General features: G+C 45.5%; 12 protein-coding genes. 3 read left to right on the top strand and 9 right to left on the bottom strand.

Annotated features, from left to right (window positions below):
- Window positions 1-130: 130 nt before the first annotated feature.
- Genes AAIR98_RS09005 through AAIR98_RS09015 form a run of 3 tightly spaced genes read right to left on the bottom strand, consistent with a single transcriptional unit; the run spans window position 131 to window position 6,626 of the window.
- A complete protein-coding gene (locus AAIR98_RS09005) occupies window positions 131-424 on the bottom strand; it encodes a YbaB/EbfC family nucleoid-associated protein (protein ID WP_423971863.1) in 294 nt (97 codons plus the stop codon).
- A 27-nt stretch (window positions 425-451) separates the two neighbouring features.
- On the bottom strand, window positions 452-3,652 hold the full coding sequence (locus AAIR98_RS09010) for a UvrD-helicase domain-containing protein (protein ID WP_423971864.1): 3,201 nt from the start codon (window positions 3,650-3,652) through the stop codon (window positions 452-454).
- Window positions 3,645-6,626, bottom strand: coding sequence for a PD-(D/E)XK nuclease family protein (locus AAIR98_RS09015; RefSeq protein WP_423971865.1), 2,982 nt, complete (start codon window positions 6,624-6,626; stop codon window positions 3,645-3,647). Before AAIR98_RS09015 ends, AAIR98_RS09010 begins: the two co-directional genes overlap by 8 nt.
- A 24-nt stretch (window positions 6,627-6,650) precedes the next feature.
- Between AAIR98_RS09015 and AAIR98_RS09020 the strand changes: the two genes are divergently transcribed.
- Genes AAIR98_RS09020 through AAIR98_RS09030 form a run of 3 tightly spaced genes read left to right on the top strand, consistent with a single transcriptional unit; the run spans window position 6,651 to window position 9,035 of the window.
- Window positions 6,651-7,127 carry a SixA phosphatase family protein gene (locus AAIR98_RS09020; RefSeq protein WP_423971866.1) on the top strand — a complete coding sequence of 159 codons (477 nt, stop codon included), beginning with the start codon at window positions 6,651-6,653 and terminating at the stop codon, window positions 7,125-7,127.
- A complete protein-coding gene (locus AAIR98_RS09025) occupies window positions 7,124-7,903 on the top strand; it encodes an undecaprenyl-diphosphate phosphatase (protein WP_423971867.1) in 780 nt (259 codons plus the stop codon). The genes AAIR98_RS09020 and AAIR98_RS09025 overlap by 4 nt, the downstream gene beginning before the upstream one ends.
- Window positions 7,904-7,919: 16 nt before the next feature.
- On the top strand, window positions 7,920-9,035 hold the full coding sequence (locus tag AAIR98_RS09030) for a S41 family peptidase (RefSeq protein ID WP_423971868.1): 1,116 nt from the start codon (window positions 7,920-7,922) through the stop codon (window positions 9,033-9,035).
- 266 nt (window positions 9,036-9,301) lie between these two features.
- On the opposite strand, the gene pth is transcribed toward AAIR98_RS09030, so the two are convergent.
- The 6 genes from pth to mtaB form a co-directional block, all read right to left on the bottom strand.
- Complete coding sequence (gene pth, locus AAIR98_RS09035; RefSeq protein WP_423971869.1) at window positions 9,302-9,865, bottom strand: aminoacyl-tRNA hydrolase; 564 nt, start codon at window positions 9,863-9,865, stop codon at window positions 9,302-9,304.
- A 3-nt stretch (window positions 9,866-9,868) separates the two neighbouring features.
- A complete protein-coding gene (locus tag AAIR98_RS09040) occupies window positions 9,869-10,519 on the bottom strand; it encodes a 50S ribosomal protein L25 (protein ID WP_423971870.1) in 651 nt (216 codons plus the stop codon).
- Between the two features lie 43 nt (window positions 10,520-10,562).
- A complete protein-coding gene (locus tag AAIR98_RS09045; protein WP_423971871.1) occupies window positions 10,563-11,510 on the bottom strand; it encodes a ribose-phosphate diphosphokinase in 948 nt (315 codons plus the stop codon).
- 5 nt (window positions 11,511-11,515) lie between these two features.
- On the bottom strand, window positions 11,516-12,952 hold the full coding sequence (gene glmU, locus AAIR98_RS09050; protein WP_423971872.1) for a bifunctional UDP-N-acetylglucosamine diphosphorylase/glucosamine-1-phosphate N-acetyltransferase GlmU: 1,437 nt from the start codon (window positions 12,950-12,952) through the stop codon (window positions 11,516-11,518).
- Window positions 12,953-13,027: 75 nt separating this feature from the next.
- The gene (locus AAIR98_RS09055; protein WP_423971873.1) at window positions 13,028-14,209 is read right to left on the bottom strand and encodes a glycoside hydrolase family 10-like protein; all 1,182 of its coding nucleotides are present in this window, start codon (window positions 14,207-14,209) and stop codon (window positions 13,028-13,030) included.
- The gene (gene mtaB / locus AAIR98_RS09060; RefSeq protein WP_423971874.1) at window positions 14,199-15,428 is read right to left on the bottom strand and encodes a tRNA (N(6)-L-threonylcarbamoyladenosine(37)-C(2))-methylthiotransferase MtaB; all 1,230 of its coding nucleotides are present in this window, start codon (window positions 15,426-15,428) and stop codon (window positions 14,199-14,201) included. The genes AAIR98_RS09055 and mtaB overlap by 11 nt, the downstream gene beginning before the upstream one ends.
- Window positions 15,429-15,432: the final 4 nt, after the last annotated feature.

The raw sequence follows: 15,432 nt of genomic DNA on the forward strand, positions 1-15,432 counted from the left end.
CATAAAATCTGGGGCCCCGAAGATTTGAGTGAATTTTTGATTTTCTCCGGGCCGACCAAGTACTTAAGGCGAAGCGTACGGTGAGGCCCGGAAAAATAAAAAATTCGCCAAAGCTTTGGGGTAACGCGCCTTAAGCTTGGGGCGGGGTTATCCCGGCCAGACTGCCCATTACCTGTGCGGCCATGGCTTGTGAATCTCTGGCCGCTTTGTTAAAAGCTTCTTTCATGTCTTGCTCAATCTGCGCGTTTGTATAGGCGGATAAATTGCCCATAATTTTAACGTCCTGCACTTCTTGCGAACCTGAAATTGTAATTTCAAATATTTTTGCCGGGCTTTCCACTTTTATAACCATGGCGTCCAGGCGTTTTTTAATTTCAGCCATTTGGCCCTTTAACTGCCATAAATCTTTTAATTTACCTAACATATTTCCTCCTGAGTTGCTTATACTACATTATATAATTTTACCAAGCCGCAGGAACAGTATGGCACTGTCAGCGTCCGTCTTAAAAATCTCTTTAGCGGTCGTTTTGTAGCTGTCTAGCTGCGCTTGGTAAACAGCCGGGTTTTCCGCGCGGTCAGTTTTATAGTCAAATACTGTAAGCTTGCCTTTATACTCGGCCACTAAGTCTATTACGCCGTTTATAATTTTACCGTTTTCATATTTTGTAAAGGGCATTTCTCTGGCCAATACTTTTAACTCCGTAAATTCATCAAACACAGGTGAGAAATTAAATACGGTAAAAATATTTATAGCGTCGTGCCTCACCTCACCCAAAAATTCCTGCGGCACATCAAGCAGCGCTATGGCGGCGTCAATATTTTCGGCTGTAATTTGTGTTTTAAAGTCCCACATCTCCATAACTTTATGGCAAACGTCACCCGTAAGCGTGGCGGCGTTAGCAGCGGTTTTTACGGCAGCTGCGGGTTTACCCAGCGAACTTGGCGATATAAACAGCCGCTCCTGCTTTACAGCGTCATACAGCGCGGCCCTTTTGTTCCAGGCCGCCAGCCATTTATCGCCGCCTTCAAAAGCGCCCTGCTGTGACGCACTCGCGTCTACTTTATAAATAAAGTCTTCGGGCTTTTTAAAGTCTTCGTAAGTAATATCAACGTTAACCAATGGTTTTATGGGAAACCCGTCCATATCCACCGGCCACACACCTGCGTTCATAAAATGCCGGGCAGCTGTTTTTTTACCTTGCTCCGCATTTCCAAGTATAAAAAGCTTGTCTTTTGCTCTTGTAAGCGCTACATATAATATTCGCGCCTCTTCGGCCTTGCTGTGCCACACCGCCTGCACTTCTAAAAACGCTAAGTTGGCGTCGGCAAAGCCGCCCGCCTTAAGGCCGTGCATATTGTGGAACCAGCTGTATGCGTAGTCATTACTTTTGTTAGTTTCCACTCTAAAGGTATCGGCCAGAAAGACGACAGGAAACTCCAACCCTTTAGACTTATGTATAGTCATTATGCTGACAGTACTTAAAAATTCGTCCGCCAAAGGCGACTCGCCCTCGCCGCGCGTTTGCTTGGCGGAGTCTTTAATATTACTTAAAAACTGGCCCAAACTAAGCGGCGCGTTGGCGGCCTCACGCGCGGTAAGCGCGGCAAATTTATTAATGTTAGATATTGTTTGCTCGCCATTATAAGCACGCTGGGCGCATTCCACAAACATAGTTGTGTTTAAAATATTTTGTATTAACTCGCCAAGCGTAACACGGCCCACCTGCGCGGCCAGCGGCCTGAGCTGGGCGTAAAACTCCCGCAGTCTATTATACTGGGCAGGTAAAGCTTTGGCGTAGATATCAGTAAGTTCAAGTTTAAAAATATTGTAAAGCTCGCTGTCAGTAAACCCCGCAAACGGCGTGCGCAGCACGCCCGCCAAGGCGGTTTTATCGCGCGGGTTTTCTAATAGGGCAAGCAGTGTAAGAAGGTCCGTAATTTCCTGCGCTGTATAAAAATTTCTGTCTTCTTCCACTGTATATTTTACGCCGTGGCGCTTAAGCGCGTCAGTAAAAATATTAAACGCGCCCGATGTTCGCATTAAAATACAAATGTCTTTATAATCCAGCGTTTTACCGTCGGCCCGTTTATACACCCCCACATTATCTTTAATCCACTTGGCCGTAAACTCGGCCTGGTTATGGCGGTTATCATTGGCGCTTTGCTTGGTATCACTTTTTATAATAACTTCTTCTACAGCAGGGTCGGCCACGGTCTTGTGCGCGAATATAGGCACATAGGCGGGCTGAAAGCCGGTGGCCTCTCTTATAACAGTATCGCCCACACGGTTAACAAAATCTATTATATTTGCCGCACTTCTAAAATTGGTTTGCAAAAAGCACTGTGTGCCGCCTTGCTTTAAAATAAGCTCGGTAAATAAATGATAGGCGGTAATGTCCGCGCCTCTAAAACGGTAAATAGACTGCTTTGGGTCGCCCACTACAAAAAGTTTACCGGGTTTCAGTTTAATATCCTGCCAGGTTTTGGCGGAGGAGTCGTCCTCTTCCGCTAAAAACAGCAGCAGCTCGCCCTGTACAGGGTCTGTGTCTTGAAACTCGTCTACAAATAAAATTTCAAATTGTTTTTTAAGAGCGTTACGCACACTTAAATTATTTTTTAAAAGATTGCGTGTTTTAACAAGCAAATCGTCAAAAGAAATAAGCCCCTGCCTGGCAAAATTCTCACGCACGTCACGCACAAAAGTTTCAACTAACTCAAACACTTCTTTTACAAGCGCCTGGCGGGCGGGGTGTATGGCGCGGGCAAACTCCACAATGCGCTGCGCGGTTTCAAAATTTTCGTCGTCCCAGCCTTTGGCCTGGTCGGAACTTGTAACGGCGTCCGGCGGCGGGTTGTCCGCGCTCAGCCTGCCTTCCTTTAAACAAAAACCGCTTTCCTGCAGGACAAGCGCGGCCGACGCTAAGGCGCGCTCAATCTTTCTGCTTTTGCCGGCGGGTATAAAAGCGGTAGACATTTGCTCCGCCACGCTGGCGTTTTCAAAGCAGACTTCGCTAAGCATTTTGCTGTGTGAGAGCGGGTGATAGTCCTCAATTTTGCCGCTGCTCATTTCTAAGGCGTAATTATAAATGTCTTCTAAATTTATTTCGGCAAGTACACGCGCCCATTTATCCGCCTGCGGGCCGTCCTCGGCAAGTTCTGTGTCCAGCCACTTGTACCACTGGCGTTTAAAAATATTTTCACGGCGCGAACCTTCGTCTATTACCGCTGTGGGCGAGATGCCCGCCTCTACAGGGTAAGAACTTAAAATATACGAGCAAAACCCGTGTATGGTGCTGATAAAACCACGGTCCAGCCGCTCCAGCACACTTTGCGCACGGGCGGTAATATCGGCGGCGTCAAGGTTGGCCAGCAGGTCTTTTGTTATATTATCTTTGGTTGCCGGATTATTAACTTCTTTTAAAATTTTCTGCAGCTGTTGGGCAAGACGCACTTTAATTTCCGTAGCCGCCTTTTCCGTAAAAGTAAGCGCGACAAGGCGCTCCACATTTATACCCTTAGCAATCATAAGGTAGCATAAACGGGAAATAAGCAAAGTTGTTTTGCCGGTGCCGGCGCCGGCCTCTACCACTATGTTTTTGTCGGTAGTGGTAATAGCGCAGGAACGGGCCTCTTGGTCACGCACATTAATCATTTTTAAAACTCTCTAATTCTTTAAAATAGTCGCTGCCTCTGGCGCGTATAAGCGTGTACGCCCCGCCTTTGCGGCAAACGCCAGCGAAGGAGCAGTACGGGCAGTGCAGCTCGCTGTCGTTTAAGAAAAACTTGCCGAATTTTATGAAAGACAGTATCACGCTCATAAAATTTTCAAACTTGTTTTTTATCATATCACGCCCGTCGGCGCTAAGCGTGCGTTGGAAGTAACCCTTTTCTATATTTAAGAAAGAAAAACTTTCAAATGTTTTGCCGCTAAACTGGCCTGAACTTTCCGCCAGTAATGGGTAAACCATAGGTTGTAAGTATTTTTTGGCGAACACAACTTTAGTTAAATCTTTAACTGAAGACTGCGAGGTTTTGTAATCAATAATCCTATACTCGCCGCCGCGCGTATCAGCGCGGTCAATATAGCCGCGCAGTTTTATTGTATAGTCGTCAAAAGTGGCGGACATGACGGCTGGCAGCTCAAATACCGTCGGCGCAAAGCCTTCCATGGCGGCTAAATCTTTTTGCACAAAATCCTCAAGGTACCCGCGCATTTTTGCCGTTATCACACGCCATACAACGGGGTACATGCCAAACTCTTTATAACGCTCAAAAGCAAGTTCGGTTGAAATAATTTCCTCAAGCTTGCTTAGCAACATAGGCGCCGTATAGGGCGGGCGGAGCTCTGAATACAAACGCTGTAAAATTTTGTGGTAAATAATACCCTTAAGATTAGAGGCCAGTTCGTCACGTTTAAGCGTTTCAACTTCATCTTCCAGCCCGACGCCGCGCGTGAGGAAAAATCGCATTGGGCACTGCGCTAAAATTTGTAAACTGCTGGCGGAAAAGCCGCCATTATTCACCCTGTCCATAATTTCTTTACCCTCACTCATGTCTACAACGCCGTCGTGCGGGCCGATGTCGCCGTAAGAGCCTATGCGCTGGGCAGCCGTAAACTGCGCGGCAAAACTATTGTAGTCAAAGCCCGCGCCCGTATAACTTTCCTGTGCGCCCGGCAGTGAGGATATTTTTACCGATACTTCCTTTTTATTTAAAAGCGGCTGGGCAGTTTCAAAATATTTTTCCAGTTCACGGCGGCTGATATTGGTAAGCACGGCTTCCATATCAATGTTGGCCGCGCGGCAAAGTTCCGAGAGGTAAAGCGACGGGGCCAGCGCTTTGCCGCCTTCGTCAGACCTCTCGAAAAATAAAAACAGCTTTTCCCGCGCCGCCGTAACCAAGAAATTAAAAAGCAGTCTTTCCTCGTCAAACCTGTCCAGCTTTTGCCCTACCCAATAACCTTGCACGTCACGTAAGGTACGGCGGTATTTGTCACGCAGCATAGGGTCCTCGCGCACAATTTGCGGGAATACCTTTTCATTTACGCCAAGTAAAATTACCGCCCTAAAACTTTGCCCCCTCAGGCCAAGCGCGTCGCCAAAAGTTACGCCCATTTCGGCCGCTTCCACTTTATTTATGGTAAGGCCCGCCAGTATGTTTTGCAGTTCTTCTAAAAACTCACCCTCTTTGGCGGCGGGGGTTATGAGAGAATATTGTTTAATTTGGTTAAGAGCGTCTTCTACAGCGGCAAAAACGGACTTTTCATGCTCGGTAAAATCAACATCCGTGTAAGAGCGCAGTATGGTTAAAGCGTGATCGGCCAAAATATCCCAAGGGTAAGGTTTATCAAGCATTTTAAGAGAGTTATCTATATTGTTAAGCCATGCGACAAAAGATGAGTTGGCTTCAGACTCTTTAATATCAAGCAAAGTTGTCCACTGGTTTAGCCCGCGCTCTGCAAGAGAATTACGTACAACAAACTTCCAATTATTTTTAAGCAAAAAATACGGGCTGGAAACTACCGCGCCCACATCACGCCTGTCAAAACCGTTGGCAGACAAGTTAAGCAAATTAAAACAAAACACCGCCAGCGGGTGCGAGAGCAGCGGCGTGGCGGCCGACATATTAAGCGGTATTTTGTTTTGCTCGAAAATATTAAAAATATCATTTTTATACTCAGCGTCCGTACGGGCGGCCACGGCGATGTCGGCAAACTTGTAACCGTGAGTTTCTACTAAACCCAAAATTGTTTTTGCCGCGCCGTAAAGTTCGCCGCGCGGGCCGGAGGCGCTTACTACGCTTACACCGCCAGTCTTACCTTCAAAATTGACCAACGGGTTAAACAAACTGTCTGCCGCGCGGCCAAGCGCGGTTTGCACGCCGCCATCAGCCGCAACAACTTCACTTGCCATGCCTAAAATATTAGACTCAAAAAATTTGGACACAAAGTTGTACGCCGGCGTTTTTTGGTACGGAAAGAAAAGCGCGCAGTCGTAGTGTTGGCGAATAGTATTAAAAATTTCTAACTGTATACCGGTAAAATCATAAAACCCGTAAAAAACAATTTTTTTAAACCCGGCCAGGTAGGCAGACTGCGGAATATTTTCTAACACTCCGTCAAAGTAATCGTAATATGAACGCATGCCGGGCACAGAGGATAAAGCGGTTTTATATTTGGACAATGTATCCATAAGCCCGGCCATATAGTCATTATCTTCTTTTGCGCCAAACGCGCCTTCTGCCGCGTGCTCTTTAACGGTGGCGGCGTCTACCAGACCGTCGGCCAAATCACGCAGTGTTGATTTAAGCGAGGTTACGTAGCCGCGTTTTGCGTGCGGGTCAGCGATATTTTTGAGTATAAAGTCCTGCAAGGCGTTGCTTGCAAGCAACGGCGGGGCGGCGGGGTTAAACTCTTTATCCACCCGCGCGGCTATATTGGAAAATTTGATTAAGCTGATATTTGAGGTGGCCCCCATACGCGTAGTAAGCGCGGCGGCCAGGTAGCGCGACAGGCGGCCGGACGGCGTGACAACAAGCACTTTATCAAGGGGACTAGTCTTAATCTCCTTGATATAGGCGCAAAAATAATTTTCCAGAGACTGGTAAGAACCGTGTATCAACTTCATACAATAATGATATATAATTTATACATGAAAAGAATTGTTTTTATGCGCCACTCCTACGCGCTCAGCGCCGTAGATACAGATGTAAAGACCGACGCACTGCGCCCCCTTTCAGACAAAGGCATAGCAGCGGCGGAGCATGCGGCCATAGCCCTTGAAGCCAAGGCCCTTAACCCTAAAAAAATATTAACCAGCCCCCGCCTGCGCGCCAAGCAAACGGCCGACATTCTGACGGAAAGGCTTAGCAACAACGTGCCCGTGGAAGTATGCACGGAACTTGACGGCAATACACCCATGCCGGATATGTGGCAGTTTATTAAAGATAATATCGCCCCCAACGAGGTAATAGTAGTGGTGGGCCACAACCCTGATTTAAGCGCGCTTGTAACCGCGCTGTCTAACACACACATAGCGCTTAGCCCGGCGGAGTTTGCCATACTCGATTTTACCGACGACTTTACCGTTATCAACATGAAACCGCTTAGCGACTATACAACATTATGACGATAACCAGCGCGATATTACTAGGCATAGTACAGGCTGCGGGCGAATTTTTACCTATATCAAGCTCCGCCCATCTTGTGCTGATGCCGTGGCTTATGGGCAACGCCTACCAAGGTGTTACCTATGACATTGCGCTGCATGCCGCTACGCTGTTTGCCGTGCTGTTTTATTTTAGAAAAGAATGGTTTCATATTATTAAAGACGGGCTGACCAAGCCTGCCACTGCCGAAGGTAAGACGCTGTGGCTATTGGTATTGGCCACCGTCCCCGCCGCTATAGCGGGGCTGTTGCTTGAAGATATTATAGAAACCACTTTCCGCTCTCCTTTTTTAATAGCTATTGCTTTAATAGTGTTTGCGCTCATTTTGGCTTATGCCGATAGAAAGGGCGGAGCTAAAGGCAATATCCTCACCGTAAAAACCGCGCTTATAATAGGTTTAGCGCAGACGCTGGCGTTAATGCCCGGGGTTTCCCGCTCAGGCATTACAATAACGGCGGCCTTACTGCTGGGCTTTACCAGAAAGGAGAGTGCCAAAATATCATTTTTACTTTCCGTACCGGTAATAGCAGGCGCGGCCGTGCTAAAGCTGAAAGATATAAATATAGCTGATATTAACACGGCGTTTATATGCGGCTTTATAACCGCGCTTATAGGCGGCTGGCTGGTTATTAAATTTTTAATGACGTATATACAAAAGCACAACTTCAATATTTTTGTAGTGTACCGTATAGTTTTGGGCGTAGTGATAATAGCAACCTACCTAATAAAAAACTAACAAAGGATTTCTGAATATGAAAAAACTGTCTTTCCTCTTTTTAAGCATACTTTTAGCATCTTCTATTTTTGCCCAAAGTGAAACAAATTGGGCAAAAACAGCCGTCACAGACCTAGACTATATGCACCAAATGTACCGGGATAATCACGCCGGCGGAGTTGACCCCGAGAATCCTACCTTTAATAAAAAGCTAGAAAAAGAATATAAAAAAGCCAGAAAAAACGCGTTAAAAGCAAAAACAGAATTTGACTATCAAAAATCTTTGCGGGGCTTTCTTACTCCGTTTAAAGACGGACACATGAGCGTGTGGTTTAATAATAAAGAATACATGAGTTCTTTTATAAAAAAGTCCTCATTAAAAAATTTTAAGCAGTTGCGCAAACCCATTTCCATAGAAAACTTTGCTGACAACAGCGCATGGGTTTATATTAATACTTTTAATGAGAAAGAAGGCCTGTTTAGCAAATTAGTGCCGGAACTTAAAAAACTAAAAAATAAAGATATTATAGTTTTTGACGTGCGCTATAATGGTGGCGGCAGCAGCTATAATGGCGAGCTGCTTTTGTCCGCTTTATATGGCAAACAATATATAGACTACGTAAAACAGCAAGTATTTAAAGATGAAAAAGAATATTACCGCGCCACAGAGTGGAGTTTAAAGTCCTTTAAAGAAGCGGCTAAATTCTACGACGTGGAAGAACAAACTAAAGATGAAATTGCCTGCCTGGCCGACGCTATAGCTGATGGTAAAGACATATGCTGGTATAAAGAAGAAAAAGAAAATATCTCCTCCGCCCAAAAAGAGCCTGTTGCGGCAAGAGTATATGTTTTAACAGACAATGTTTGCTTTAGCGCATGCTTAGATTTTATGGATATTATTAAAGGCATTGGCAATATCACGCAAATAGGCCAAGCAACCGACGGCGACACAAAATATATGCAAAAGAGGGACGCAGAACTGCCGTCCGGCTTAGGCAAATTTTCTATTTCCTATAACGGTTATATAAACCGCCCCCGTAAGGACAACGAAACTTACAAACCTGACTATAAATTTAAAGGCGATATGGATGATACAAAAGCCATCCAGGAATGGATTATAAAATTAGACAAAAAAATACAAGATAAAAAATAATAAAGTATTGTGATTCGGTGCTTGTTGTTTTGCCACGCCGTTAGGAGCGGCAATATCAATAAGTGTTTTAATGGTACTTTTTGAACATTGTTTGAATAAAATTTTTAACCACAACGGAAGGCAAACAGGCTTTATTTATCATTCGCTTACAGATTTGAATTTATTTTTTATTTTATTTCACGCGCGGCGTACTGATTATGTACGTTAGTGTGAAAAAAATAAAAAAGAAATCAAATATGGAAGCTTAGATGTATTGGAATAAGGAATTATTTGTTGTACTTATTCATGGCGCGGTCCAGGCCGTCAGTGACTACCGCTTCGGCCGCTTCGGCCGCTGTGGTAAGTGTGGAAGATAAAACTTCTTTTTCTGATGAGGTAAATTTGGACAACACATAGGCCGCAGCGTCAAACCTTTCTGGCTTGGGACCTATGCCAAAACGCAGTCTCGGTATATCTTGCGTGCCAAGGTGCGCTATAATACTCTTCATGCCGTTTTGCCCGCCCGCGCTGCCGCTAAGGCGCATACGCACGGTGCCAAGGTCAATAGACATATCGTCAAAACAAACCAAAATTTCCTGCGGTTTTATTTTATAAAATCCGGCAAGATGACTAACCATCTTGCCGGATTCGTTCATATACGTCAAAGGCTTTGCCAAATAAACTGTGTTGCCGTTAATTGCCGCTTTAGCGTACTCCCCCAAGTTTTTGTAAGATTCAAACCTTACGCCAAGCTTGGCGGCCAACTTGTCCACAACCATAAAACCCGCGTTGTGTCTTGTATTTGAGTACTGCTCGCCGGGGTTACCCAGGCCGACAATCAAACGTATCATAGTTTATTTTTTGGCTACGTTGCCGTCTTCGTCTTTTTTACCTTTGGTGCTGGAGCTTTCGGGCTGGGCAGCGGCGTCGGCCGGTGCGGCTTCTTCAGCTTCCGCTCTGGGTACCATAAGATGGACGATAGCTCTGTCATCGCCGCCTACTACTTCTACATCTTTAGACAGGCCAAGGTCAGCAATTGTTATAGGTTTAGCAATTGTGAGTGTCTTGATGTCTACCAAGATTTCGTGCGGGATTGCAGCGGGTAACGCGCGTACGTGGAGTTCTCTTAAAACCTGGTTTACCATAGCGCCGTACATCTTAACGTCGGGAGATTCACCAATAAGTTTAACAGGTACCACAACTTCAATCTTTTCTGTCATGGAGATTCTAAGAAAATCCACATGGTTAGGTGTATCTTTGACGACGTGGTACTGTACTTCTTTAATAATGGCCTTTTCTTCGCCTGCAGGTAAAGTTAAGGTGACTATTGTGTTAGCGCCACTTTTTAAAATAGAGTTGAGATCTTTTTCCGCTATAGAAATGACCACCGGCTCTTTTTTGCCGCCATAGATAACAGCAGGTACGTTTTTTGCAGCTCTGATTGAACTAAGAGCGCCTTTTACACCTGCTTTTTCTCTTACTTCAGCATTTATTTTTATTTCCATTTTACTTCCTCCGAATTTCTACTACTATAAAATTTATTTTTATTTATTTAAACATGTCGCTGATTGACATGCCGTCATGGTTACGCTTAATAGCCTCGGCCAGTAAGTATGATATAGAAAGTATATCTACCTTGGGACCTAAGTTTCTGTTAGCGGGCAAAGAGTCTGATATAACCAGCTTTTCTATGGGTGAGTTATTAATCTTCTCCACACCGTTGCGTGACAAAATACCGTGCGTGCAAACAGCGTAAATATGTTTGGCGCCGCTCTCTTTAAGTTTGGTTGACACTACGCCAAGCGTGCCTGCCGTATCAGCGATATCATCAAAAATAATACAAGTTTTATCTTTTACATCGCCGATAATATTGTATACAACAGCCTCGTTTGCTTTGGGGCGGCGTTTGTCTATAATAACAAGCCCCGCGTCCATACGCGCGGCAAACTTTCTGGCGCGTTCCACGCCGCCTACGTCAGGCGATACCACTACTAAATCTTCGCTCTTTTTTAAATCTCTAAAGTAGTCTAAAAATACGCCTCTTGCGCGCAAATGGTCCACCGGGATATCAAAGAAGCCCTGTATCTGCCCGGCGTGCAGGTCAACAGTCATCACACGGTCGGCGCCCGCCTGGGTAATAAGGTTACAAACAAGTTTAGCTGTTATAGGCACGCGGGGGCTGGCCTTTCTGTCCGCCCTGGCATAACCAAAGTAAGGTAAAACCGCTGTTATTTTACCGGCGCTGGCCCTTTTAAAAGCGTCTATCATAATTAAAAGTTCCATCAGGTTTTCATTAACGGGGGTGCAAGTGCTTTGTATAATATAGCAGTCATGTCCGCGCACGCTTTCTAACACTTGAACATCAATTTCACCGTCTGCAAATCTTTCCACATGCGCTCTGCCAAGTTCAATATTTAAATGCTTGCATATTTCAAGGGCCAGCGGTCTGTTAGAATTTCCTGCAAAGACTTTTAAGTCTCCGGTAACTGTTTTCATTAGGCTTACTTTCCTCTTTTCTTTATAATTACCTGGCGCGCGCGGGCAATAGCAAGGGCGCCCTTTTCCACATTCTCCGTAATGGTGGAACCGGCGCCGGTTTTACTATTGTCAGCGAGCGTAACAGGTGCAACTAAATTTGTGTTAGAACCTATAAAGACATTATCTCCAATTGTTGTTTTGTGCTTGTTAACACCGTCGTAGTTACAGGTTATTGTACCCGCGCCTACGTTAACCTTGGCGCCCATAACAGTGTCGCCAATATAGCTGAGGTGGTTAACCTTAGACCCTTTGCCTATAACAGACTTTTTGGTTTCGCAGTAATTACCTACTTTAGCGCCCTCTTTAAGCACGGTGCCGCTGCGCAGGTGCGCGTAGGGGCCAACCTGGGCCTTGGGGCCGATAACGGCGCTTTCTATATAAGAGCCCGCCTTTATAATAGCGCCTTCTTCTATAACAGAGTCAACTATATAACAGTTAGGCTCTATTACCGCGCCTGTGGCAATTGTGGTGCTGCCATAGATAAAATTGTTTGGGAATATCACCGCGTCCGCCGCTACATTCGCGTCTGTGTCTACGTCCACAGTCTCGGGCCTCATTATGGTTACGCCGGCTTCTAAAAGTTCTACCACCTTGCGGTCACGCATAATAGCCTCGGCCTCGGCCAGCTGTACCTTGCTGTTAACGCCAAGCGCCTGGGTGGAATCTTCCGTATTAAAAACTGACACCGTACCGCCGGCCGTCTTAATAATTTCTATACAATCGGTAAGGTAATATTCTTTTTTAGGCCCTTTGGGCTGCAGCTTTTTAAGCGCGGCGGTAAGCGCGGCCACGTCAAATAAATACATGCCGGAGTTAATTTCCGTAATTTCTTTTTGTCTGGTGCTGGCGCTGGTTTCTTCTACAATAAACTCAAAAATACCGTTGGCGTTACGCACTATGCGGCCGTAGCCAAAAGGATTATCCACAGTTACGCTGAGCACGGTACATTTAGAATTTTCGGCCCTAAATTGTAAATACATTTGCGCTAAAGTTTCTGTTTTTATTAAAGGCGCGTCGCCTGAAAGGATAAGTACTGATTTATAGTTTTTAAGAAATGAAAGCGAGTCCTTTACCGCCGTGCCCGACCCGTTAAGCTCACGCTGTAAAGTAAAAACAACCTTGGTGTTAATACCCCAGGTTGCAAGACTCTCTTTAATTAAATTTTGTGTAAGTTTAGCCTCGTGCCCGGTAAGTATGCCTATGGCCGAAGGCTTTAACTGCTGTGCTGTTTTTAATATGTGGGCCAGCATGGGTTTACCCGCTACTTTGTGTAAAGGTTTTGGCAAAGCGGAATACATCCTTGTACCCTTGCCGCCGGCAAGGATAAGAACGCATAAATCTGTGTCAGATTTTTTAGATGTTTTTACTACTTTTTTTTTGGTTGTTTTTCCGGCTACCATTGTTTTACCTACTCTTGCCTAGAATTTAACTGCAATTTGTATATACTTATTATAACAAATTAGCGGGGGTATTGCTTAAAATAGGTCCGCGGGGTTAAACGGGCGGTGAATATCGCAAATAAGCCCATATATACCGTTATTATCCGCCAAAACCTTGCTGGCGCTAAAGTAAACAAAGCCGCCAACCTCGGGCTTTTCACGGGCATAGGCAACCTGGCGGGATATTTCATATTTATCAGCCCACTGCGGCGTACCGTGCTTATAGGCTGCCAGGCCGATATAGAGCTGCGGGGCGTTATCCAGGCAGGCAATTTCCCCCTGCCACCAGTCAAGCACTTTACCATATGGCGCCTTCTCATGCTCAAAATGCCAGTAAATCTGCGGTACTATATAGTCAACCAACCCCTCTTTAACCCAAAGCCTGCTGTCCGCGTAAATACCGCTGTAACTGCTAAAAGCCGTAGTATCCGAGCCTGCGGTGTCATCCTCTTTATTTCGCCATATACCAAACGGGCTTATGCCAAAGGGGAGGCCGGGCTTGGCGGCTTTTATTTTGGTTTTTAAATCTCTTATAAAGGTATTAATGTTTTGCCTGCGCCAGTCGTCAAGCGGCTGGCCTTTGGCGGCATAGCGTTTAAAGCTTTTTTTATCTTTAAAAGGTATATTTTTGTCTTTCTTTTCTATTGGGTATGGGTAAAAGTAGTCGTCTATATGCACGCCGTCAATATCGTACTTTTCAACCACTTCCATAATTACATTAATATTATGCGCTCTTGCCGCCGGGTTACCGGGGTCAAAATATTTTTTGTCACCGTATTTTATTACCCAGTCTTTATGTTGGCGGGCGGGGTGCGTTTTGGTTAGTTTTGCTTTGCCAACTCTAAACGGGTTAAACCAAGCATGTATCTTCATGTCTCTTTTGTGCGCTTCATACACGGCAAAAGCCAGCGGGTCATACCCCGGGTATTTGCCCTGCTCACCGCTAAGCCATTGTGACCACGGCTCTAAATTAGACGGCCACAATGTGTCGGCCGTTGGCCTTACCTGTAAAAATATTGTGTTAAAACCCATTTCTTTAAGGCTGTCCAGCATGGCGGCGAGTTCCGCCTTTTGTTCTTCCGCGCTAAGGCCTTGCTTGGAAGGCCAGTCTATATTTTCCACTGTGGCTATCCACACGCCGCGCAGTTCCCCACCGTAGGAAAATGGGAAAATAAAGAATAGAAACAAAAGTATAAAAAGTATTTTTTTATTTTTCATATTCAGCCGTGCACTCCGCATCGTTTGATGATATTACTTTGGCGTTTACCAGGTCGCCCTGCCTGGCTGGGGTATTGAAATTTATTCTTACAAAATTGCCGGCTACGCCGGTGGTAACGCTGTTTTTGGTGCGCTCTATAAGCACCTGTACACTATTGCCTATTTGCGCTTTGGCAAAATTGGCACGCAGGCTTGCGTCAAGTTCGCGCAGTTTGTCCGCGCGTTGTTTAATTACTTCCGCACTGTGTTGCGGCAGCTGCGCTGCCGCCGTGCCGGGCCGGCTGGAATAACTAAACACATGTAACCCGCTAAGCTCTAACTCTTCTACAAATTTATAAGCGGCGGTAAAGTCTTCTTCAGTCTCGGTAGGATAACCCGCTATAATATCGGCGTAAATACCAATGCCCGGAAACATAGCGCGAATCTGGGCAATACGTGCGGCGTACTGCTCGGTACTATAGTGGCGGTTCATATCTTTCAAAATTTTTGTGCTGCCGCTTTGCAGCGGAATGTGAAAGTAATTACAAAATTTATCGCCGCCCTCTTTAGCAGCTTTAAGTAAAGCGTCCGTCACGGTATTAAGTTCTATTGATGAAAATCTTATTCTAAACTTGCCTTCCAGCTTAAAAATTTCCCCCGCCAGCACGGCCAGGTCAACGCCCGTAACCGGGCATTTATAGTTACCTATATTTATACCGGTAAGCACAATTTCTTTAAAGCCGGCGGCCACTAATTTTTCTATTTCAAAAAGTGTGTCTAACATAGGTTTAGAAACTTTTCTGTTTCTGGCAAAAGGCACTATGCAGTATGAGCAAAAGCAGTCGCACCCGTCCTGTATTTTTACAAAAGCGCGGCTGCGGCCCTCGGCGCCGCTGACTGTCCAGCAAACGTCCTCGGTATGAAAAACTTCTTTGCCTATGTCGTACTTATTAATAATTTCGGCGTTGGGGAAAGCGGTTTTTATTTTGCCCTCATGCGCGGCGGCGTAGCAGCCTGTTAGTATAAGGCGCGCGGCCGGGTTGCGGGAAGAGATTTGGCGGGTAAGTTTTTCCACGTCGCTGTCTGCCTTAGCTGTTACGGTGCAGGTGTTAAGCAGGCAAAGGTCAGCCTCTTCAAAATTGGCAACAAAATCTGCCCCGCCGCGTGTAAACTGCTCTCTTATAGCCTGCGACTCTACCTGGTTAACACGGCAGCCGAATGTTTTTATAAATACTTTCATTTTT

The organism is Elusimicrobium simillimum, assembly GCF_049639735.1.
In the GTDB taxonomy this organism is placed as follows: Bacteria; Elusimicrobiota; Elusimicrobia; order Elusimicrobiales; family Elusimicrobiaceae; genus Elusimicrobium; species Elusimicrobium simillimum.